The organism is Serratia sp. CY43202 (assembly GCF_052168755.1).
Lineage (GTDB): Bacteria > Pseudomonadota > Gammaproteobacteria > Enterobacterales > Enterobacteriaceae > Serratia > Serratia bockelmannii.
The window spans coordinates 138,144-159,086 of record NZ_JBJNMB010000003.1; the positions used below are offsets into that span (position 1 = coordinate 138,144).

Annotated in this window: 17 protein-coding genes and 1 riboswitch; of the genes, 12 read left to right on the forward strand and 5 right to left on the reverse strand. The window is 62.5% G+C overall.

The genetic code is table 11. The features are described from left to right. A complete protein-coding gene (leuC, locus tag ACJ8J5_RS07130) occupies positions 1-1,401 on the forward strand; it encodes a 3-isopropylmalate dehydratase large subunit (protein WP_025301558.1) in 1,401 nt (466 codons plus the stop codon). Between the two features lie 9 nt (positions 1,402-1,410). Beyond that, positions 1,411-2,013: a 3-isopropylmalate dehydratase small subunit gene (gene leuD, locus ACJ8J5_RS07135; RefSeq protein WP_346421785.1), complete on the forward strand. Its 603-nt coding sequence runs from the start codon at positions 1,411-1,413 to the stop codon at positions 2,011-2,013. Between the two features lie 37 nt (positions 2,014-2,050). Here leuD and ACJ8J5_RS07140 read toward each other — a convergent pair whose 3' ends face one another. The 3 genes from ACJ8J5_RS07140 to sgrT all read right to left on the reverse strand — a co-directional run bounded on the left by ACJ8J5_RS07140 (position 2,051) and on the right by sgrT (position 5,192). After that, positions 2,051-3,523: a DASS family sodium-coupled anion symporter gene (locus ACJ8J5_RS07140; protein ID WP_025301557.1), complete on the reverse strand. Its 1,473-nt coding sequence runs from the start codon at positions 3,521-3,523 to the stop codon at positions 2,051-2,053. A gap of 144 nt (positions 3,524-3,667) precedes the next feature. After that, on the reverse strand, positions 3,668-4,864 hold the full coding sequence (locus ACJ8J5_RS07145; RefSeq protein WP_197781132.1) for a sugar efflux transporter: 1,197 nt from the start codon (positions 4,862-4,864) through the stop codon (positions 3,668-3,670). Positions 4,865-5,018: 154 nt separating this feature from the next. After that, complete coding sequence (gene sgrT, locus ACJ8J5_RS07150; protein WP_071826098.1) at positions 5,019-5,192, reverse strand: glucose uptake inhibitor SgrT; 174 nt, start codon at positions 5,190-5,192, stop codon at positions 5,019-5,021. Between the two features lie 90 nt (positions 5,193-5,282). On the opposite strand from sgrT, the gene sgrR reads away from it, so the two are divergent. The 7 genes from sgrR (at position 5,283) to ilvN (ending at position 12,724) form a co-directional block, all read left to right on the forward strand. Next, entirely contained in the window at positions 5,283-6,944 is a 1,662-nt protein-coding gene (gene sgrR, locus ACJ8J5_RS07155; RefSeq protein WP_043135953.1) for an HTH-type transcriptional regulator SgrR, read from the forward strand. A gap of 37 nt (positions 6,945-6,981) precedes the next feature. Beyond that, positions 6,982-7,101: riboswitch (TPP riboswitch) on the forward strand. Between the two features lie 57 nt (positions 7,102-7,158). Then, positions 7,159-8,145 (forward strand): thiamine ABC transporter substrate binding subunit, encoded by a 987-nt coding sequence (gene thiB / locus ACJ8J5_RS07160; protein WP_311271576.1) that lies wholly within the window; start codon positions 7,159-7,161, stop codon positions 8,143-8,145. Beyond that, complete coding sequence (gene thiP, locus ACJ8J5_RS07165; RefSeq protein ID WP_089180558.1) at positions 8,121-9,728, forward strand: thiamine/thiamine pyrophosphate ABC transporter permease ThiP; 1,608 nt, start codon at positions 8,121-8,123, stop codon at positions 9,726-9,728. Before thiB ends, thiP begins: the two co-directional genes overlap by 25 nt. Further along, positions 9,715-10,419, forward strand: coding sequence for a thiamine ABC transporter ATP-binding protein ThiQ (gene thiQ, locus ACJ8J5_RS07170; RefSeq protein ID WP_025301552.1), 705 nt, complete (start codon positions 9,715-9,717; stop codon positions 10,417-10,419). Before thiP ends, thiQ begins: the two co-directional genes overlap by 14 nt. A gap of 88 nt (positions 10,420-10,507) precedes the next feature. Next, the gene (ivbL, locus tag ACJ8J5_RS07175; RefSeq protein ID WP_154747116.1) at positions 10,508-10,621 is read left to right on the forward strand and encodes an ilvB operon leader peptide IvbL; all 114 of its coding nucleotides are present in this window, start codon (positions 10,508-10,510) and stop codon (positions 10,619-10,621) included. Between the two features lie 111 nt (positions 10,622-10,732). Further along, positions 10,733-12,427, forward strand: a complete 1,695-nt coding sequence (gene ilvB / locus ACJ8J5_RS07180) for an acetolactate synthase large subunit (protein ID WP_414104738.1) — start codon at positions 10,733-10,735, stop codon at positions 12,425-12,427. A 3-nt stretch (positions 12,428-12,430) separates the two neighbouring features. Continuing rightward, positions 12,431-12,724 (forward strand): acetolactate synthase small subunit, encoded by a 294-nt coding sequence (ilvN, locus tag ACJ8J5_RS07185; protein WP_016929110.1) that lies wholly within the window; start codon positions 12,431-12,433, stop codon positions 12,722-12,724. A gap of 26 nt (positions 12,725-12,750) precedes the next feature. On the opposite strand, the gene ACJ8J5_RS07190 is transcribed toward ilvN, so the two are convergent. Beyond that, positions 12,751-13,521 carry a DedA family protein gene (locus tag ACJ8J5_RS07190; RefSeq protein WP_089195532.1) on the reverse strand — a complete coding sequence of 257 codons (771 nt, stop codon included), beginning with the start codon at positions 13,519-13,521 and terminating at the stop codon, positions 12,751-12,753. A 214-nt stretch (positions 13,522-13,735) separates the two neighbouring features. Here ACJ8J5_RS07190 and ACJ8J5_RS07195 point away from each other — a divergent pair, with 214 nt between their 5' ends. From ACJ8J5_RS07195 to rluA, 3 genes are all read left to right on the forward strand, one after another. Beyond that, complete coding sequence (locus ACJ8J5_RS07195) at positions 13,736-16,102, forward strand: DNA polymerase II (RefSeq protein ID WP_197781130.1); 2,367 nt, start codon at positions 13,736-13,738, stop codon at positions 16,100-16,102. Between the two features lie 247 nt (positions 16,103-16,349). Continuing rightward, on the forward strand, positions 16,350-19,256 hold the full coding sequence (rapA, locus tag ACJ8J5_RS07200) for an RNA polymerase-associated protein RapA (RefSeq protein WP_197781128.1): 2,907 nt from the start codon (positions 16,350-16,352) through the stop codon (positions 19,254-19,256). A gap of 57 nt (positions 19,257-19,313) precedes the next feature. Continuing rightward, positions 19,314-19,964, forward strand: coding sequence for a bifunctional tRNA pseudouridine(32) synthase/23S rRNA pseudouridine(746) synthase RluA (rluA, locus tag ACJ8J5_RS07205; protein WP_043135978.1), 651 nt, complete (start codon positions 19,314-19,316; stop codon positions 19,962-19,964). Positions 19,965-20,009: 45 nt separating this feature from the next. Here rluA and djlA read toward each other — a convergent pair whose 3' ends face one another. Next, positions 20,010-20,831, reverse strand: a complete 822-nt coding sequence (gene djlA, locus ACJ8J5_RS07210; RefSeq protein ID WP_025301546.1) for a co-chaperone DjlA — start codon at positions 20,829-20,831, stop codon at positions 20,010-20,012. Positions 20,832-20,943: the final 112 nt, after the last annotated feature.

Here is a 20,943-nt window from a genome sequence, read left to right on the forward strand (position 1 = left end):
ATGGCCAAGACCTTATATCAGAAGCTGTACGACGCCCACGTGGTATACGAAGCGCCGAACGAAACGCCGTTGCTGTATATCGACCGTCACCTGGTGCACGAAGTCACCTCGCCGCAGGCGTTCGACGGCCTGCGCGCCATGGGCCGCAAGGTACGCCAGCCCGGCAAAACCTTCGCCACCATGGATCACAACGTGTCGACCCAGACCAAAGACATCAACGCCAGCGGCGAGATGGCACGTATCCAGATGCAGGAGTTGATCAAGAACTGCGCGGAATTCGGCGTTTCGTTGTATGACCTGAATCACCCCTTCCAGGGCATCGTGCACGTGATCGGGCCTGAGCAAGGCATGACGCTGCCGGGCATGACCATCGTCTGTGGCGACTCGCACACCGCCACCCACGGCGCTTTCGGCTCGCTGGCGTTCGGCATCGGCACCTCCGAAGTGGAACACGTGCTGGCGACCCAGACTCTGAAGCAGGGCCGGGCCAAAACCATGAAGATTGAAGTCACCGGCGACGCCGCCGAGGGCATCACCGCCAAAGACATCGTGCTGGCGGTGATCGGCAAAACCGGCAGCGCCGGCGGCACCGGCCACGTGGTGGAGTTCTGCGGCAAAGCGATCGAAGCGTTGAGCATGGAAGGCCGCATGACCCTGTGCAACATGGCGATCGAAATGGGCGCCAAAGCCGGGCTGGTCGCGCCGGATGACACCACCTTCGCCTACCTGAAGGGGCGCCAGTTCGCGCCAACCGGCGAAAACTGGGAGCAGGCGGTCGCTTACTGGCGCACGTTGAAGTCCGACGCCGACGCCCAGTTCGATACCGTGGTGACGCTGCGCGCCGAAGAGATCGCACCGCAGGTCACCTGGGGCACCAACCCCGGCCAGGTGATCGCCGTCAATCAGGCGATCCCGGCGCCGGAATCGTTCAACGATCCGGTCGAGCGCGCCTCCGCCGAGAAAGCGCTGGCCTACATGGATTTGAAGCCGGGCATCAAATTGACCGACGTGCCGATCGACAAAGTGTTCATCGGCTCCTGCACCAACTCCCGCATCGAAGATCTGCGCGCGGCAGCGGCGATCGCCAAAGGGCGCAAGGTCGCCAGCGGCGTGCAGGCCATCGTGGTGCCGGGATCCGGCCCGGTGAAGGCCCAGGCGGAAGCCGAAGGGTTGGACAAAATCTTTATCGAAGCCGGTTTCGAATGGCGTTTGCCGGGTTGCTCAATGTGTCTGGCGATGAACAACGACCGTCTGAATCCGGGCGAGCGCTGCGCATCCACCAGCAACCGTAATTTCGAAGGGCGTCAGGGCCGCGGTGGGCGCACCCACCTGGTCAGCCCGGCGATGGCCGCCGCGGCCGCCGTCGCCGGTCACTTCGCCGACATCCGTGATATTCACTAAGGGGCTAACGTGGCTAAATTTACTCAACATACCGGCTTAGTGGTGCCTTTGGATGCGGCCAACGTCGACACCGACGCCATTATTCCCAAGCAGTTCTTACAGAAGGTCACCCGCACTGGTTTCGGCCAGCATCTGTTCAACGACTGGCGCTTCCTCGACGATGCCGGCCAGCAACCGAACCCGGCGTTCGTGCTGAACAAGCCACGCTATAAAGGCGCCAGCATCCTGTTGGCGCGGGAGAACTTCGGCTGCGGCTCCTCGCGCGAACACGCCCCTTGGGCGCTGACCGACTACGGGTTCAAAGTGGTGATCGCGCCGAGCTTCGCCGATATCTTCTACGGCAACTCATTTAACAACCAGCTGTTGCCGGTAACGCTGAGCGAGCAGCAGGTGGATGAGCTGTTCAAACTGGTCGGCGCCAACGAAGGGACGGAGTTCGTGGTGGATCTGGAGAACCAGACGGTCAACGCCGGCGGCAAAAGCTATCCGTTCGAAATCGACAGCTTCCGCCGCCACTGCATGATCAACGGGCTGGACAGCATCGGCCTGACGCTGCAGCACGAAGCGGACATCTCCCGCTACGAAGCGCAGCAGCCGGCGTTTCTGAATTAATCCCCTTCACCCGCCGCCCGGCGGGTGAATTTTTTCCTCACCAGTAGCCCAGCAGCTTCCACCACGCCCCGCCGATCAGCATCCAGATCAGCAGGTTAACCACACTCATCACCCATCCCGCTTTCCACCATTCTCCCAGCGTCACATAGCCGGAGCCAAAGATGATCGGCGCGGTGCCGGTGCCGTAATGCGTCAGCGACATCATCAGCGAAGAAGAAAACGCCAGGATCAGGCCCAGCAGCGCCGGTGGCGCGCCAAGCGCGATGCCGGCGGCGAAGAAAGCGGCGAACATCGCCGTCACGTGCGCGGTGGTGCTGGCGAAGAAATAGTGCGAATACAAGTAGATGAGAGTCAGCAAGATCGTACCGCCCACCCAGCTCATACCCATATGGTCAATGCCGTTGCCCACGGTCTGCGACAGCCAGCCGATCAGCCCCAGCTTGCCGAGGAAACTGGCCATCATCACCAGCGCCGAGAACCACACCACGGTGTCCCAGGCCCCTTTATGCTTCAGCACATCCTCCCAGCTCAGCACGCCGGTGGCCAGCAGCACCGCCAAGCCGATCAGCGCCGCGGTGGTGGGATTGACCGCCAGCGCCGGGCCGAAGATCATCGCCGGAATGCCGGCCCACAGTATCAGCAACAGCGCGAACACCCCGAGGGTAATTTTTTCCGGCAGCGTCACCGGCCCCAACGCCTGCAGTTTTTCGCGCGCGAAGCGCGGCGCGTCCGGGGTGCTTTTCACCTCCGGCGGATACAGCAGGTAGATGACCAGCGGCATCACGAGCAGCGAACACAGCCCAGGTACCAGGGCGGCAATCGCCCACATCGACCAGGACAGCTCGAAGCTGCCATGGGTGCCTTTGGCGATCAGGCTGACGATCAACGGGTTAGGCGCAGTGGCGGTGATAAACATCGCCGAGGTGACCGGGTTGATGTTGTAGTTCACCAGCGACAGGTAGCGGCCGATCTTGCCGGAGGTATTGAGCTCCGGTTTGGAGCCGAAACTGTCGGCGATCGATTTCATGATCGGGTGAATGATGCCGCCGCCGCGCGCGGTGTTGCTCGGCGTCACCGGCGCCAGCGTGGTTTCCGCCAGCGTCAGCGCATAGGCGATGCCCAGCGTTTTTTTGCCGAACAGCGAAATAAAATAGTAGCCGATGCGCGCGCCCAGCCCGGTTTTGTTCAGGCTGAGGGAGATCATGATCGAAAAGCCGATCAGCCAGATCAGTTGGTTGGAAAAACCGCTGAGTGCATCGTCCAGCGCGGCGCCCGGCTTGCCGGGATTGGTGACGCCGGTCACCGCCACCAGGGCGATGGCGATCACTGAGACCGCGCCAATCGGCATCGCTTTGCCGATAATGGCGATGATGGTGCCGATAAACAGCGCCAGCAGCTGCCAGGCGTTGGGCGCAACGCCCTCCGGTACGGGAATGAGGAACCAGATAATCAGCGTGGCGGCCAGGGCGCACAAGGAAGGAAGCGGTTTGAGCGGTGTGAGTTTATCCATAACGTTCCCACTGTTCTAAACAACAAGGCGGCATCTCAATAGCGAGACGGGCGTGGGCGCAACGATCGCGCTCCATATGCCTCCAGCTTGGGCGTCCGCTTCAGCCTTCTCAATGACTTGCATCAAGAATGCCGTCGTTTAACCTCACACTTCACGCACTTTGGCGCTCATCCCGAGCGCCGCCAGCGCCAACAGCGCCGCCATCCAATACACTGAGCCATGACCGAGGTTCTCCACCAGTGCGCCCTGCAGCACCCCGGCCAGGATCACCCCGGTCGAGATACTGTTGGTGAACAGCGTGGTGGCGGCGCCCGGTCGGCCCGGCATCAAATCCTGAAAATAGAGCATGCCGATACCGGCGACGATACCGATAAACACCGCGTTGAGCAGCTGCAGCGCGATCAGGGCCGGCTTGCTCTCCAGTACCGTCAGCCCGAGGTAAAACAGCACGCCTGCCACCACCGCCAGCAGCATCATGTTGCGCTTGCCGAAACGTTTGACGTAGTAACCGGCCAGCAGCATCGCCGGGATCTCCAGCCCGGCGGCGGTGCCCATCAACACCCCGGCCAATCCTTCCGGCAGGCCGAGATCGGCGGTGATATACAGCGGCATATCGATGATATACAAGGTGTTGCAGGTCCACATCAGCATTGAGGCGATGAACAGCAGCCGTACGTCGCGATTGCGCCAGGCACTGGCGGGCGCGATCGGCGCAGACACCCCACCCTGCAGCCCCTCATTTTCCGCCGCGCGCGGCACCGAAGGCAGCATAAACCCCACCAGCAGCACGCAAACCGTGAAGGTGGCGGCGGCGATCAGGAACATCACGGTGAATCCGTAGTTCAGCGCCAACGCAAACGACAGCGGCGGGCCGATCACCCACGCCAGCGAAAGCTGGGCGCGCATCACCGAGCTGAACATCACCACTTCACGCGCCTCGCTATCGGCATATTCCCGCGCCAGCGCGAAGATCTGCGGCATGGCGGTGTTGGCAACGGCGGACATCAGCACCCCGGCGGTGATCAGCGTCAGGTAGTCGCGGTTAAAGGCGAACAACAGGCAGTTACCGACCGCCATCAGGCAGCACAGCAGGATCAGCCTGCGGCGATCGCCGCGGGTGTCGGAACGTTTGGCCAGCAGGAAGCTGACGACGATGCCGGCCACCGCGTTGGCGGTGTAAAACAGCCCGACCCACAGCGGCCGCACCTTAACTTCGGTGGTCAGAAACAGGCTGAGCGTCGGCGTCAGCAATGCGCCGGCGATGCCGGAGAGAAAAGCGATCAGTAGGAATGCGGCAAAGATGGGGTTAATGCGCAGTGACAACCGGCTCAGGCGTTGCATATCGTCTTCCCTGACCTCAAAGCAGAAGAAAGAACCTTAGGCCACGGCAAGAAAAATGCAAGCGCATCGCCATGTCCATGCATAAAAAAACCAGTGGGTTGCCCCACTGGCTGGTGAAACAGCACCATTACTCAGAAACTTGTTGCCGCAGCCCCTACAGGTGCTCGCGATATTGCTTATCGGTCATCTCTTTGATGTCCCATTGCGTCAGGTGTGCCAGCATCGCCAGCCGCGCCTGTTCGGGCACCACGCTCAGCCAGTCGGCGCGTTGACGGCGCACCGCGCTGAAATAGCGCTGATAGAACTGTTTGGATAAGAAAGCTTTCATGATTACGCCCTCCCCTTTCATTGATGAAAATTATCGGCGTAATATAGGGAAAGAAAAATTGACGAGTTGAGGCAGGAGCGTTCCTCTTTTATGTCCACGTCCAGATTGCAGCAACAGTTCATCCGCCTGTGGCAGCGCTGCCACGGTGAAACCACCGACACCACCCTGCAGGATCTGGCGGAGGTGCTCAGCTGCTCGCGGCGCCACGTGCGCTCCCTGCTGAGCGCCATGCAGCGGGAAGGCTGGCTCACCTGGCAGGCGGAGTCGGGGCGCGGCAAGCGTTCACGGTTAACCTTCCACTACACCGGCCTAGCGCTGCAGCAACAGCGGGCCGAGGAGCTGTTGGAACAGGATCGCATCGATCAGTTGGTGCAGCTGGTGGGCGACAAAAACGTGGTGCGCCAAATGCTGCTGTCGCAGCTGGGGCGCAGCTTCCGCCAGGGTAAACACATCCTGCGGGTGCTCTACTACCGGCAGTTGTACAACCTGCTGCCCGGCTCGGCGCTGCGGCGTTCGGAAACCCATTTGGCGCGCCAGATCTTCAACGGCCTGACGCGCATAAATGAGGAAAACGGGGAACTGGAGTCCGATCTGTCCCACCATTGGCAGGCGTTGACGCCCTTGCACTGGCGGTTTTACCTGCGCCCGGCGATCCATTTTCATCACGGCCGCGAGCTGGAGATGGCAGACGTCATCACTTCCCTCTCGCGTCTCACCTCGCAACCGCTGTTCTCACATATCGAAAGCGTCACCTCGCCGACGCCGTTCGTTATCGACGTGCATCTGCGCAGCCCCGACCACTGGCTACCCTGGCTGCTGGGCAGCGTGCAGGCCATGATCCTGCCGCGCGAATGGCGCGAACTGCCGGACTTCGCCCGCCATCCGGTCGGCACCGGCCCCTACCGCGTGGTGCGCAATCTTCCCAGCCAGATGAAGATCCACGCCTTCGACGACTATTTCGGCTACCGGGCGCTGATCGACGAGGTGAACATCTGGGTGCTGCCGGAGTTCTCCGAAGAGCTGGTGCACTCCGGCGTGCAGCTGCAGGGCGATGAAACCGGCAAAAACGAACTGGAAAGCCGACTGGAAGAGGGCTGTTATTTCTTGCTGTTCGATCAGCGTTCCCCGCTGGCCGCCGACCCCGCCATTCGCAGCTGGCTGTGCGAATTGATCAACCCCATTTCATTGCTGAGCCACGCCGGGCCGCTCTACCAGCGCTATTGGTCGCCGGCATACGGCCTGCTGCCGCGCTGGCACCACAACCGCACGCTGGCGCAGCAACCCAAACCGGCGGGGCTGACTGAACTGACGATGACCCACTTCAATGAGCATTCGGAGTTTCACGCCATTCGCCAGGCGATCGAACCGCTGCTGGCGCAGCACGGCATCCGCCTGATCGTACAAAGCGTGGATTACGCCACCTGGCACCAGGGCGACGCGCGCAGCGATCTGTGGCTCGGCAGCGCCAACTTCTATCTGCCGCTGGAGTTTTCGCTGTTCGCCACGCTGTACGAACTGCCGCTGATGCAGCACTGCATGAACGAGGATCTGGCGCAGGACGCGGAGTTATGGCGCGCCAACCGCTTGCCGCTGGCGGAGTTTTGCCAGCGGCTAGTCAGCAACCACCAGCTACATCCGCTGTTCCACCACTGGCTGCAGCTGCACGGCCAGCGCAGCATGCGCGGCGTGCGAATGAACACCCTCGGCTGGTTCGACTTCAAGTCAGCCTGGTTTGCCCCGCCGGAGGCATAAGCGCCTTTCGCCCGGGTCGGTTAATCTTTACAATAGCGCCGTCTCAACGGGGTGCGGTGAGTCGGGCCGTGTGCATAAGCCCGATTTTCCGCTGAGAGCACACCCGTCGAACCTGATCCGGTCAATACCGGCGGAGGGATTTGAGCCCAGCGAACCGGCGACGCCGCCTCGCCCCCTCAGATACCCTTGCCCCCTTATTTTTCAGGAGTGCAACGTGGTCAAAAAATATCTGCCCTGCTTATTGCTGCTATGCGCCGCGCCGGTGTTCGCCAAGCCGACGCTGACGGTTTACACCTACGATTCCTTTGCCGCCGACTGGGGCCCTGGCCCGGCGGTAAAAAAAGCCTTCGAAGCCGAGTGCGACTGTGAGCTGAAGTTCGTGGCGCTGGAAGACGGCGTCTCACTGCTCAACCGCCTGCGCATGGAAGGCAAGAACAGCGCCGCCGACGTGGTGCTGGGGCTGGACAACAACCTGTTGCAGGCGGCGCAGCAAACCGGCCTGTTCGCGCCGAGCGGCGTCGACACCGCCAAACTGACGGTGCCGGGCGGCTGGCAGGATACGACCTTCGTGCCTTACGACTACGGGTACTTCGCCTTCGTCTACAACAAAGAAAAACTGAAGAATCCACCGAAGAGCCTGCAGGAGCTGATCAGCAGCGATCGCGACTGGAAGGTGATTTACGAAGATCCGCGCACCAGCACGCCGGGCCTCGGCCTGCTGCTGTGGATGCAAAAAGTGTATGGCGACAAGGCGCCGGCCGCCTGGCAGCAATTGGCGAAGAAGACCGTCACCGTCACCAAAGGTTGGAGCGAGGCCTACGGCCTGTTCCTGAAAGGCGAAGGCGATCTGGTGCTCAGCTACACCACCTCTCCCGCCTACCACCTGATCGAAGAGAAAAAAGACCTTTACGCCGCCGCCACGTTCAGCGAAGGCCACTACCTGCAGGTGGAAGTGGCCGGCAAGCTGAAAGCCGCCAAACAGCCTGGGCTGGCCGAGCGTTTCATGCGGTTCATGGTGACGCCGGCATTCCAGAACACCATCCCGACCGGCAACTGGATGTACCCGGTGATCAACACCCCGCTGCCCGTCGGTTTTGAGCAGATGAACGTGCCGCATACCGCGCTGCAATACAGCGCCGAAGAGGTGGCCACACAACGCGGCGGCTGGATCCGGGCATGGCAAACCGCCGTCAGCCGCTGATCCCCCGCTGGCTCTGGCCGGGGCTGCTGGCCGCCGGCGTGATCCTGCTGGTCGCAGCACTGGCGATGGGCTCGCTGTGGCGCCATGCGCCGGACAGCGACTGGCGCGGCCTGTGGCAGGACAGCTACCTGTGGCACGTGGTGCGCTTCACCTTCTGGCAGGCGCTGCTGTCAGCGCTGATTTCGGTGCTGCCCGCCGTTCTGCTGGCGCGCGCGCTCTATCGCCGCCGTTTCCCCGGCCGGCAGCTGTTGCTGCGGCTGTGCGCCATGACGCTGGTACTGCCGGTGCTGGTGGCGGTGTTCGGCCTGCTCAGCGTCTATGGGCGCCAGGGCTGGCTGGCGACGCTGTGCGGCTGGCTGGGCGTCGAATATGGCTTCTCGCCCTACGGGCTGCAGGGCATTCTGCTGGCGCACCTGTTCTTTAACCTGCCACTGGCCGCCCGCCTGTTGCTGCAGGCGCTGGAGAACATTCCGGTGGAGCAGCGCCAACTGGCCGCCCAACTGGGTATGAGCGGCTGGCAGCAGTTTCGCTTCGTCGAATGGCCGGCGCTGCGCCGCCAGATCCTGCCGAGCGGCGCGTTGATCTTCATGCTGTGTTTCGCCAGCTTCGCCACCGTGCTGTCGCTGGGCGGCGGACCGCAGGCCACCACCATCGAACTGGCGATCTACCAGGCGCTGAGTTACGACTACGATCTGGGCCGCGCCGCTATGCTGGCGCTGATCCAGTTAAGCTGTTGTCTGGGGCTGGTGTTGATCAGCCAGCGCCTGAGCCAGGTGCTGCCGGTGGGCCATACCCACGCCCAGCGCTGGCGCAACCCGGAAGACAGCCGGTGGCGGCGCATCAGCGATTTTCTGCTGATCGCCGCCGCGCTGCTGCTGCTGCTGCCGCCCCTGCTGGCGGTGATTGCCGACGGCGCCAATCAGGCCGTCGTCAGCGTGCTGCGCCAGCCGGTGCTGTGGCAGGCGCTGTTCACGTCGCTGCGCATCGCCCTCGGCGCCGGGCTATTGTGCGTGGCGCTCACGATGATGCTGCTGTGGAGCAGCCGCGAGCTGAAGCTGCGACAGCAACTGCGCGGCGGCCAGGCGCTGGAGCTGAGCGGCATGGTGATCCTGGCGATGCCGGGCATCGTGCTGGCCACTGGCTTCTTCCTGCTGCTGAGCGATACGATCGGGCTGCCGCAGTCGCCCTATGCGCTGGTGATCCTCACCAATGCGCTGATGGCGGTGCCCTATGCGCTGAAGGTGTTGGAGAACCCGATGCGCGACCTCGCCGAACGTTACAACCCGCTGTGCCTGTCGCTGGATATCCGCGGCTGGCAGCGGCTGCGGCTGATCGAACTACGCGCCCTGCGCCGCCCGCTGGCGCAGGCGCTGGCCTTCGCCTGCGTGCTGTCGATCGGCGATTTCGGCGTGGTCGCCTTGTTTGGCAATGAGCATTTCCGTACCCTGCCTTTTTACCTGTATCAGCAGATTGGCGCCTACCGCAGCAACGACGGGGCGGTGACCGCGCTGCTGCTGCTGCTGCTGTGCTTCCTGCTGTTTACCCTGATCGAACGCTTACCGGGGCGCCATGCTGACGCTTGAAAAACTGACCTACCTGTATGAACACCTGCCGATGCGCTTTGATCTGCGCATCCAGCCGGGCGAGCGCGTCGCGGTGCTCGGCCCCAGCGGCGCCGGTAAAAGCACCCTGCTGAGCCTGATCGCCGGTTTTCTGCCGGCGGCCAGCGGCCGGCTGCTGCTGAACGGCGAAGATCATACCGCCACGCCGCCGGCCAAACGGCCGGTGTCGATGCTGTTTCAGGAGAACAACCTGTTCGCGCACCTGACGGTGGCGCAGAACATCGGGCTGGGATTGGATCCCGGCCTACGCCTGACTGAACAACAGCGCCAACAGCGGGCGCATATCGCCCGTCAGGTCGGCCTGGAGGAGCACCTGGAGCGCCTGCCGTCGCAGCTTTCCGGCGGCCAGCGTCAGCGCGCCGCGCTGGCGCGCTGTTTGATTCGCCAACGGCCGATCCTGCTGCTCGACGAGCCCTTCTCGGCGCTCGATCCGGCGCTGCGCAACGAGATGTTGCAGCTGCTGCAGACGGTGTGCGAACAGCGTAATCTGACGCTGCTGATGGTGTCGCACAATCTCGACGACGCCGCACGCATCGCACCGCGCACGCTGCTGGTGGTCGACGGCCGCATCTACTACGACGGCCCGACGCAGGCCCTGCTGGACGGCAGCGCACCGGAAGCGCGCGTGCTGGGCATTTCGGGTAAAGCGTGATCTGACGCGCGTTTTTTATGCTGCGCCAATAAACCTGTTGTGCGAATTTTGCGCCTGTGTTTTTATAAAAACCTGACTTTTTTTACTGATGATAAGGTTCCCTGTGATCGCATCCTCGCTGACTTCGACCCTACTAGTTACCGCGCTACCAGCCGCGGTGGTCGTCGTGCGTGTGGTGGTGGTCGTCGGCAATGCGCCGTAGGGTCCGAATCAACGCATCGATTCCCAAACCCCGCCGGCGCAAACCGGGCGGGGTTTCTTGTTTTAGCACCCTGCCCAGCAAAGCTCACCGGCCTTGAGAAAGGACAGGAACATGGCAACTTCGGGCACGCCTCAATCGAGTACCCGCTTCACCGGCGCACAATTGATCGTTCATTTGCTGGAACGTCAGGGCATCACCACCGTCGCCGGCATCCCCGGCGGTGCGGCGCTGCCGCTGTATGACGCGCTGAGCCAAAGCACCCGCATTCACCACGTGCTGGCGCGCCACGAACAGGGCGCGGGCTTTATGGCGCAAGGCATGGCGCGCGCCAACGGCAAGGCGGCGGTGTGCATCGCCTCCAGCGGGCCGGGCGCCACCAACCTGGTCACCGCTATCGCCGACGCCAAGCTCGACTCCATTCCGCTGGTGTGCATCACCGGTCAGGTGCCCTCCTCGATGATCGGCACTGACGCCTTCCAGGAAGTGGATACCTACGGCATTTCCATTCCGATCACCAAGCACAACCATCTGGTACGCGATATCCGCGAGCTGCCGCAGGTGATTGGCGACGCGTTCCGCATCGCCGAGTCCGGCCGCCCCGGCCCGGTCTGGATCGATGTGCCGAAAGACGTGCAAACCGCCACCATTACCCTGGAAGAACTGCCGCCGATCGCCGTGCCGGACGCCGCTCCGAGCTTCGATCCGGCGCTGGTTTCTCAGGCCGCCACGATGATCAACCAGGCGAAACGCCCGATCCTCTACCTGGGCGGCGGCATCATCTGCGCCGACGCTCACCGCCAGGCGGTGGAACTGGCCGAGCGCGCCGGTCTGCCTACCACCATGACGCTGATGGCGCTGGGCGCGATGCCGGTGGAACACCCGCTGTCGCTGGGCATGCTGGGCATGCACGCGGCGCGCAGCACCAACTTCATTCTGCAGGAGGCCGATCTGCTGATCGTGCTGGGCGCACGCTTCGACGATCGGGCAATCGGCAAAACCGAGCAGTTCTGCCCTAACGCCGCCATCATTCACGTGGATATCGACCGCGCCGAGCTGGGCAAGGTCAAACAGGCCAACGTGGCAATCCATGCCGACGTCGGCCAGGTGCTGGAACAGTTGCTGCCGCAGATCGACACGCAGCCACGCAGCGCATGGCTGAACACCGTCAACGACCTGAAACGCGAATTCCCGTTCAACATGCCGAACGCCGACGATCCGCTGAGCCATTACGGCCTGGTGCTGGCCGCCGCGCGCTGCGTGGACGACAGCGCCATTATCACCACCGACGTGGGCCAGCATCAGATGTGGGTTGCGCAGGCCTATCCGCTGAGCCGGCCGCGCCAGTGGCTGACGTCGGGCGGCCTGGGCACCATGGGCTTCGGTCTGCCGGCGGCGATCGGCGCGGCGTTGGCAAAGCCCGAGCGCAAAGTACTGTGCTTCTCCGGCGACGGCAGCCTGATGATGAACATTCAGGAAATGGCCACCGCGGTCGAGCACGATCTGGACGTGAAAATCATTTTGATGAACAACCAGGCATTGGGGCTGGTGCACCAGCAGCAAACCCTGTTCTACCAACAGCGCATCTTCGCCGCCGCCTATCCGAAGCGTACCGACTTTCTGAAAATCGCCGCCGGATTCGGGCTGGATACCTGCGATCTGAATGCTGCGGAAGATCCGCAGGCGGCGCTGGCCGAGGCGATCCAGCGCCCAGGCCCTTGCCTGATCCACGCGCTGATCGATATCAACGAAAAAGTATTCCCGATGGTGCCGCCGGGCGCCGCCAACATCGACATGATTGGAGAATAAGCCATGCTGCAACCACAAGATAAACCCCAGGTGATCCTGGAGCTGGCCGTGCGCAACCATCCCGGCGTCATGTCGCACGTTTGTGGGTTGTTCGCCCGCCGCGCGTTCAACGTCGAAGGCATTCTGTGTCTGCCGCTGAAGGACGGCCAGCAGAGCCGCATTTGGCTATTGGTCGCCGACGATCAGCGGCTGGAGCAAATGATAAGCCAGGTAGAAAAGCTGGAAGACGTGCTGCAGGTGAAGCGCCACAGCGAAGACGTGCGGGTATTTGAACAGCTGGAAGCCTTCTTCCAGTGATACGAAGGGGGCTTACGCCCCCGCAATCATTGCCCGGCCAGCACTTTCCACAGCAGGTGCCGGTACACCGGCATCAGCGGCTGTTGGCTCAGCAGATAGCCGACCGCCAACGCCGCCAGCCAACTCAATCCGCACACCACGCGCAGCCGCAGCGGCGTCAGCCAACGGCTCAGCCGATCGGCGTTGCGCTTGCCCTCACGCCACCAGCGCCAGCTCAGCCACACCGCCAGCCAGAGGGTAAGCGCCGCAGCGAGCAGCAACCACTTGAACATCGCGCTGTTGGCGCCGGCGGGAATGTCGATCGCCACGCCCGCCAGGATGCCGGGGAAGAAATAGACCGGCGGCCAGGTCAGGCAACCAATGATGTTCGGCAACGCGAACTTGTACGGCGGCAAATCGAGCATGCCGGCCACCATCGGCACCAGCGGGCGCGTCGGGCCAACGAAGCGGCCGATCAGAATGGTCGCCATGCTGTGCTGGTGCAAGGCATGTTCGGTTTTGTCGAGCAATGCTTTGTTCTTTTTCAGGAACGACCAGCGGTGCAAGGGCCCCTTAAAAGCGCGGCCGACGAAATAGGAGATCCAGTCGCCGAGCAGGCAGCCGATGATGCCCGCCGCCCAGGCGTAGTAAAAATCCACCTTGCCGCTGCCGATCAGCGCGCCGATGCTGGCCATCATCACCGTGCCGGGCAGCAGCAGCCCCACCAGCGCTAGCGACTCGAAAAAAGCGACCAGCAGAACGACCATCAGGGTGAAAGCCAGTGACTGGGTGATCAAATCTTGTAAATAGGCTTCCATTACACCTCTGCGGATTATTCGGGCCAAACGGGGCCGAGGATTTTCCAGCGCCGCCGCTGGCGAGTCAATCGATGAATTGTATGCGTATTTGGCAACGCGCGCGGCGATGGACAATCACTGTATAAAAACCCATACTATAATATATCTATATTAGCGCCAAAACCGACATCACGCTGAACGTCGCGCACGCCGCCCGGTGGAAAACGAAGGGGTTATGACAGCACTGCAACAGGGGTTCCTGCTCACTCGCCACTGGCGCGACACGCCCGCCGGCACCGAGGTCGAATTTTGGCTGGCGACCGACGCAGGCCCGCGCCAACTGCGCTTGCCGCCGCAGACCTCGGTGGCGTTTATCCCCGCCGAACAAAGGCAGCGCGCGGAACTGCTGCTGCGTGAAGAGCGGCAGGTGGAACTGAAACCGCTGGCGCTGACGGATTTTCATCACCGCCCGATGCTGGGGCTGTACTGCCGCCAGCACCGTCAGCTCATCAAGCTGGAAAAGCTGCTGCGGGAAGGCGGCGTTGCGGTCTATGAAGCCGACATTCGCCCGCCCGAGCGCTACCTGATGGAACGCTTCATTACCGCGCCGGTGTGGTTCAACGGCCAGGGCAACGGCGATGGACCGTTGCTCAGCGGCCAGATGAAGCCGGCGCCGGACTACCGCCCGGCGCTCAGGCTGGTGTCGCTGGATATCGAAACTACCGCCCACGGCGAGCTTTACTCCATCGCGCTGGAAGGCTGTGGCCAGCGGCAGGTCTACATGCTGGGGCCGGCCAACGGCGGCGATGAGCCCCTGGATTTCGATCTGGAATACTGCGCCAGCCGTCCTCAGTTGCTGGAACGGCTGAACGCGTGGCTGGAGCGTCACGATCCCGACGCCATCATCGGCTGGAACCTGGTACAGTTCGATCTGCGGGTGCTGCAAAAGCACGCCGAACGCTACCAAATCCCGCTGCGGCTGGGGCGCGGCGGCAACCTGCTGGAGTGGCGCGAGCATGGCTTCAAGCAGAATCACTTTTTCGCCGCCGCCGCCGGCCGCCTGATCATCGACGGCATCGAGGCGCTGAAATCCGCCACCTGGAATTTTCCCTCCTTCAGCCTGGAATACGTTTCGCAGGAACTGCTGGGCGAAGGCAAGGCTATCGACAACCCTTATCAGCGCATGGCGGAGATCGACCGACGCTTCGCCGAAGACAAGCCGGCGCTGGCCCGTTACAACCTGAAGGACTGCGAGCTGGTGACGCGCATCTTCGCCAAGGCCGATCTGCTCAACTTCCTGCTGGAGCGCGCCACCGTCACCGGGTTGGCGGCCGATCGCAGCGGCGGATCGGTGGCGGCCTTCAGCCACCTCTATATGCCGCGCATGCATCGCCTGGGCTTTGTTGCCCCCAACCTCGGCGAACAGCCGGAGGAGCACAGCCCCGGCGGCTTTGTGATGGACTCCCAGCCCGGCCTGTACGATTCGGTGCTGGTACTGGACTATAAAAGCCTGTACCCGTCGATCATCCGCACCTTCCTGATCGATCCGGTAGGATTGGTGGAAGGCATGCGCCACCCCAGCGACGCCGACTCGGTGCCCGGCTTTCGCAACGCCCGCTTCTCGCGCAGCAAACACTGCCTGCCGGCGATCGTCGAGCAGATCTGGCAGGGGCGCGAGGCCGCCAAGCGCCAACACAACAAGCCCCTGTCGCAGGCGTTGAAGATCATCATGAACGCGCTGTACGGCGTGCTGGGATCGAGCGGCTGCCGCTTCTTCGATCCGCGGCTGGCGTCGTCGATCACCCTGCGCGGCCACGAGATCATGCGCCAAACCCGTGAGCTGATCGAAGCCGAAGGCTATCAGGTGATTTACGGCGACACCGACTCCACCTTCGTCTGGCTGAAACAGCCGCATGACGAGCAGCAGGCCGCGCAGATCGGCCGGGCGCTGGTGCAACGGGTCAACGCCTGGTGGCAACAGCATCTGCAGCAGCAGTTCGGGCTGGAGAACGCGCTGGAGCTGGAGTTCGAAACCCACTATTCCCGCTTCCTGATGCCGACCATTCGCGGCGCCGAGCAGGGCAGCAAGAAACGCTACGCCGGCCTGATCGCGCGCGCCGACGGCCAGGAAGAAATGGTGTACAAAGGCCTGGAAACGGTGCGCACCGACTGGACGCCGCTGGCGCAGGAGTTCCAGCAGCAGCTCTATCAGCGCATCTTCAAACGGCAACCCTACCAGGACTACGTGCGCGACTACGTCGGCAAAACCCTGAACGGCGACTTCGACGATCAATTGGTGTACCGCAAACGGCTGCGCAGGAAGCTCGACGACTATCAGCGCAACGTGCCGCCGCACGCCCGCGCCGCACGCATCGCCGACGACTACAACCGCAGCCAGGGGCGGCCGCTGCAGTATCAGAACGGCGGCTGGATCAGCTACGTGATGACCGTCGCCGGGCCGGAACCGCTGGAAACCCGCCATTCGCCCATCGACTATCAGCATTACCTCGAACGCCAGCTGCAACCGGTGGCAGACGCTATACTCCCTTTCTTGCACGACGATTTCACTACGCTGGTCACCGGGCAGATGGGGCTGTTTTGAGATTGCGCCAGGTTAAGAAAAATCATCCGGTTTTGCAGGTGACGAACGCGCCGCCTTCCATTACCATAGCGCCCTTCCCAAAACTGAACCACGCTTAGCCCTGCCGTCTCGCGACGTCTGCATGGCGTGAACGGCTATTGCCCGTCAAATTTAAAACAAACCGGGATTAACCGATGTTCAGTACAGGTGCCGCGGCCCTTCCCGCCCGGTAACAAGACTTACTTACAAAGAATCGAGCCGACAATATATGCCTTTTACTCTTGGTCAACGCTGGATCAGCGATACGGAAAGCGAATTAGGACTGGGCACCGTCGTGGCGCTGGACGCGCGCATGGTTACCCTGCTTTTCCCCGCCACCGGTGAAAACCGCCTCTATGCCAGAAATGATTCGCCGATCACCCGCGTGATGTTCAACCCGGGCGATACCGTCAGCAGCCACGAGGGATGGCAGCTGCAGGTGGAAGAGGTGAAAGAGGAAAACGGTCTGTTGACCTATATCGGCACCCGCCAGGACACCCAGGAAGGCGGCGTGGCGATGCGCGAAGTGCTGCTGGACAGCAAGCTGACCTTCAGCAAACCGCAGGATCGTCTGTTCGCCGGCCAGATCGACCGCATGGACCGTTTCGCGCTGCGTTTCCGCGCGCGCAAATACCAGAGCGAGCAGTATCGGCTGCCGTTCGCCGGCCTGCGCGGCATGCGCGCCAGCCTGATCCCGCACCAGCTGCACATCGCTCATGAAGTCGGCCAGCGCCATGCGCCGCGCGTTCTGCTGGCGGACGAAGTCGGCCTCGGCAAAACCATCGAAGCCGGCATGATCATCCACCAGCAACTGCTGGCGGGCCGCGCCGAACGCGTGCTGATCGTGGTGCCGGAAACGCTGCAGCACCAGTGGCTGGTGGAGATGATGCGCCGCTTCAACCTCTACTTCTCGCTGTTCGACGACAGCCGCTACGCCGAAGCCAAGCTCGACAGCAGCAACCCGTTCGAGACCGAACAGCTGGTGATCTGCTCGCTGGACTTCGTGCGCCGCAACAAGCAGCGCCTGGAAGAGCTGGCGGACGCCCAGTGGGATCTGTTGGTGGTCGATGAAGCGCACCACCTGGCCTGGAGTGAAGAAGCGCCGAGCCGCGAATATCAGGTGATCGAACAGCTGGCCGAGCATATCCCCGGCGTGCTGCTGCTGACCGCCACCCCGGAGCAGCTGGGCCAACAGAGCCACTTTGCGCGCCTGCGCCTGCTCGATCCGAACCGTTTCCACGACTACGGCGAGTTCGTCGCCGAACAGCAGAAATACCGTCCGGTGGCCGACGCCGTCACCCTGCTGCTGAGCGGTGAACGCCTGGCCGACGACAAGCTGAACCTGCTGGGCGAGCTGATCGACGAGCAGGACATCGAACCGCTGCTCAAAGCGGCCAACAGCGAAGGCGACAACGCCGAGCAGGCGCGCCAGGAGCTGGTTTCCATGCTGATGGATCGCCACGGCACCAGCCGCGTGCTGTTCCGCAACACCCGTAACGGCGTGAAGGGCTTCCCGCACCGCAACCTGCACCAGATCAAGCTGCCATTACCGACCCAGTATCAGACCGCGATCAAAGTCTCCGGCATCATGGGTGCCAAGAAGTCCGTCGAAGCGCGCGCGCGCGACATGCTGTACCCGGAGCAGATCTACCAGGAATTCGAAGGCGAAAACGCCACCTGGTGGAACTTCGACCCGCGCGTCGAGTGGTTGCTGGACTACCTGCTGGCCAACCGTAACGAAAAAGTGCTGGTGATCTGCGCCAAAGCCGACACCGCGCTGCAGCTGGAGCAGGTGCTGCGCGAGCGTGAAGCGATCCGCGCCGCGGTGTTCCACGAAGGGCTGTCGATCATCGAGCGCGACCGCGCCGCCGCCTACTTCGCCTCCGAAGAGGAGGGCGCGCAGGTGCTGCTGTGTTCCGAGATCGGCTCCGAAGGCCGCAACTTCCAGTTCGCCAGCCAGCTGGTGATGTTCGATCTGCCGTTCAACCCGGATCTGCTGGAACAGCGTATCGGCCGTCTGGACCGTATCGGCCAAATGCACGATATCCAGATCATGGTGCCTTACCTGGAGCACACCGCGCAGGCGGTGCTGGGCCGTTGGTTCCACGAGGGGCTGGACGCCTTCGAACACACCTGCCCGACCGGCCGCACCATCTACGACAGCTGCTACGAGCAGTTGATCGGCTATCTGGCCGCGCCGACCGAGCAGGAAGGCTTCGACGAATTCATCCACGCCTGCCGCCAGCAGCACGATCAGTTGAAAGCGCAGCTGGAACAGGGCCGCGACCGGCTGCTGGAGATGCACTCCAACGGCGGCGACAAGGCCCAGGCGCTGGCCGCCGCCATCGCCGAGCAGGATAACGACGTCAACCTGGTAGGCTTCGCGCTCAACCTGTTCGACATTGTCGGCATCAATCAGGAAGACCGCAGCGACAGCCTGATCGTGCTGACGCCGTCCGACCATATGCTGGTGCCGGACTTCCCGGGCCTGCCGCAGGACGGCTGCACCGTGACCTTCGACCGCGATCAGGCGCTGTCGCGCGAAGACGCGCAGTTCGTCAGCTGGGAGCACCCGATCATCCGCAATGGCCTGGATCTGATCCTGTCCGGCGATACCGGCAGCTGCGCGGTGTCCCTGTTGAAAAACAAAGCGCTGCCGGTTGGCACCCTGCTGGTTGAACTGGTCTATGTGGTGGAGGCCCAGGCGCCGAAACACCTGCAGCTGACCCGCTTCCTGCCACCGACGCCGATCCGCATGCTGATGGATCGCAAGGGCACCAACCTGGCGGCGCAGGTCGAGTTCGAAAGCTTCAACCGTCAGTTGAACGCGGTCAACCGCCACACCTCCAGCAAGCTGGTCAATGCCGTGCAACAAGACGTGCACGCCATGCTGCAGCAGGCGGAAAGCCTGGTGGAAGCGCAGGCACGCCAGCTTATCGAACAGGCGAAGCAAGAGGCGGACGACAAGCTGAGCGCAGAGCTGGCGCGTCTGGAAGCGCTGAAGGCGGTCAACCCGAACATCCGCGACGACGAAGTCGAGACGCTGGAGTTCAACCGCCGTCAGGTGCTGGCCAACCTCAATGAAGCCGGCTGGCGTCTCGACGCCATTCGACTGGTGGTGGTCACCCACCAATAACCGGCGCGATGCGGGGAGGCCACCGTCTCCCCGTTCGGCCCTTTTCGCGGAGCCAAGATGGAACCCTACAATCCCCCGCAGGACCCGCTGCACATCCTGTATCAGGATGAACACATCATGGTGGTCAACAAGCCCAGCGGCTTGCTGTCGGTACCCGGCCGCGCCCCGGAAAACAAAGACAGCCTGATGACCCGCATTCAGGCCGATCATCCGGCCGCCGAATCGGTGCACCGGCTGGATATGGCCACGAGCGGGGTGATCGTGGTGGCGCTCAACAAGGCCGCCGAGCGTGAGCTAAAGCGTCAATTTCGCGAACGCGAACCGAAGAAATCCTATATCGCCCGCGTTTGGGGACATATGGCGCATGATGAAGGGTTAGTGGATTTGCCGCTGATCTGCGACTGGCCGAACCGGCCGCTGCAAAAAGTGTGTTTTGATACCGGCAAAGCGGCGCAGACGGAATATCGGGTGCTGTCGCGCGACGCCGACGGCAGCACCCGCGTGAAGCTGACGCCGATCACCGGCCGCTCGCACCAACTGCGGGTGCACATGCTGGCGCTGGGACACCCGATCCTCGGCGACGGTTTCTATGCCCCGCCGGAAGCCAAAGCGATGGCGCCGCGGCTGCAGCTGCACGCGCAGGAGTTGCGCATCACCCACCCCGCCTTCCAGACGCCGATGCACTTTCGCGCCGAGCCGGATTTCTGAACCCCATGTTAAACGGGCCCGGCATGCCGGGCCCGCTTTCATCGCTTATTTAAAACCTTTCTCGCGTTTGATCAGGTCGTACGCCGCCTGGATCTCCTGCGCTTTCTGCTTGGCCATTTCCATCATCTCCGGCGGCAAGCCTTTCGCCACCAGCTTATCCGGATGGTGTTCGCTCATCAGCTTGCGGTAGGCGCGTTTGATGGTGGCGGCATCGTCGCTGCTGCGCACGCCAAGCACCTTGCACGCATCGTCGAGCGTCGGGCCGCGCTGAGCCTGCTGATAGCCGCCCTGCGAATACCCGCCCTGCTGACCGCCGCCGAACTGACGCCCGCCCTCCATCATGCTGAGGAACTGATCGAACTGCGCGCGCGAAATGCCCAGCTCTTCGGCGATGACATACAGCACCTGACGTTCGTTCGGGTGCAGCGAGCCGTCGGCGAACGCCGCCTGAATCTGAATTTCCAGAAACATCCGAATCAGATCGAAGCGGCCGAAACAGATACTGCGGAACTGCTGCAGCGTCTCACGCAGCGGGAACTGGCTCTGTTTGCCCTCGCGGAACGCCTGCTGCGCCGCGGTGCGCGCTTCGCCGTGCAGCTGAAGGCGATCCATAAACAGGCTGGCGATCTGAATATCCGCCTCGGTGACGCGTCCTTTGGATTTGGTCAGGTGGCCCATCACCTGAAAAGTGGTGCGGAAAAACAGCGTTTGCCGCGTTTGCTGGTCGGTGAAAAAGCCCCGACTGCGCTTGTTGCTGCGCGCCGTATCGATCATATGACCGATAATCAGCCCCAGAACTACACCCCAGAATCCCGCGCCAGACCAGATGGCGACGATGACGCCGAGCAGTTTTCCCCAATACTGCATATACTCCTCAATTATCATGCCGAAAGCCGCCCGCTCTCCTCCGTTTCAGGAAAGGGCGCAGGCGATTTTTCCTAGAATTTGGATTATCATACCTGTCATTTATCTTTGCGCC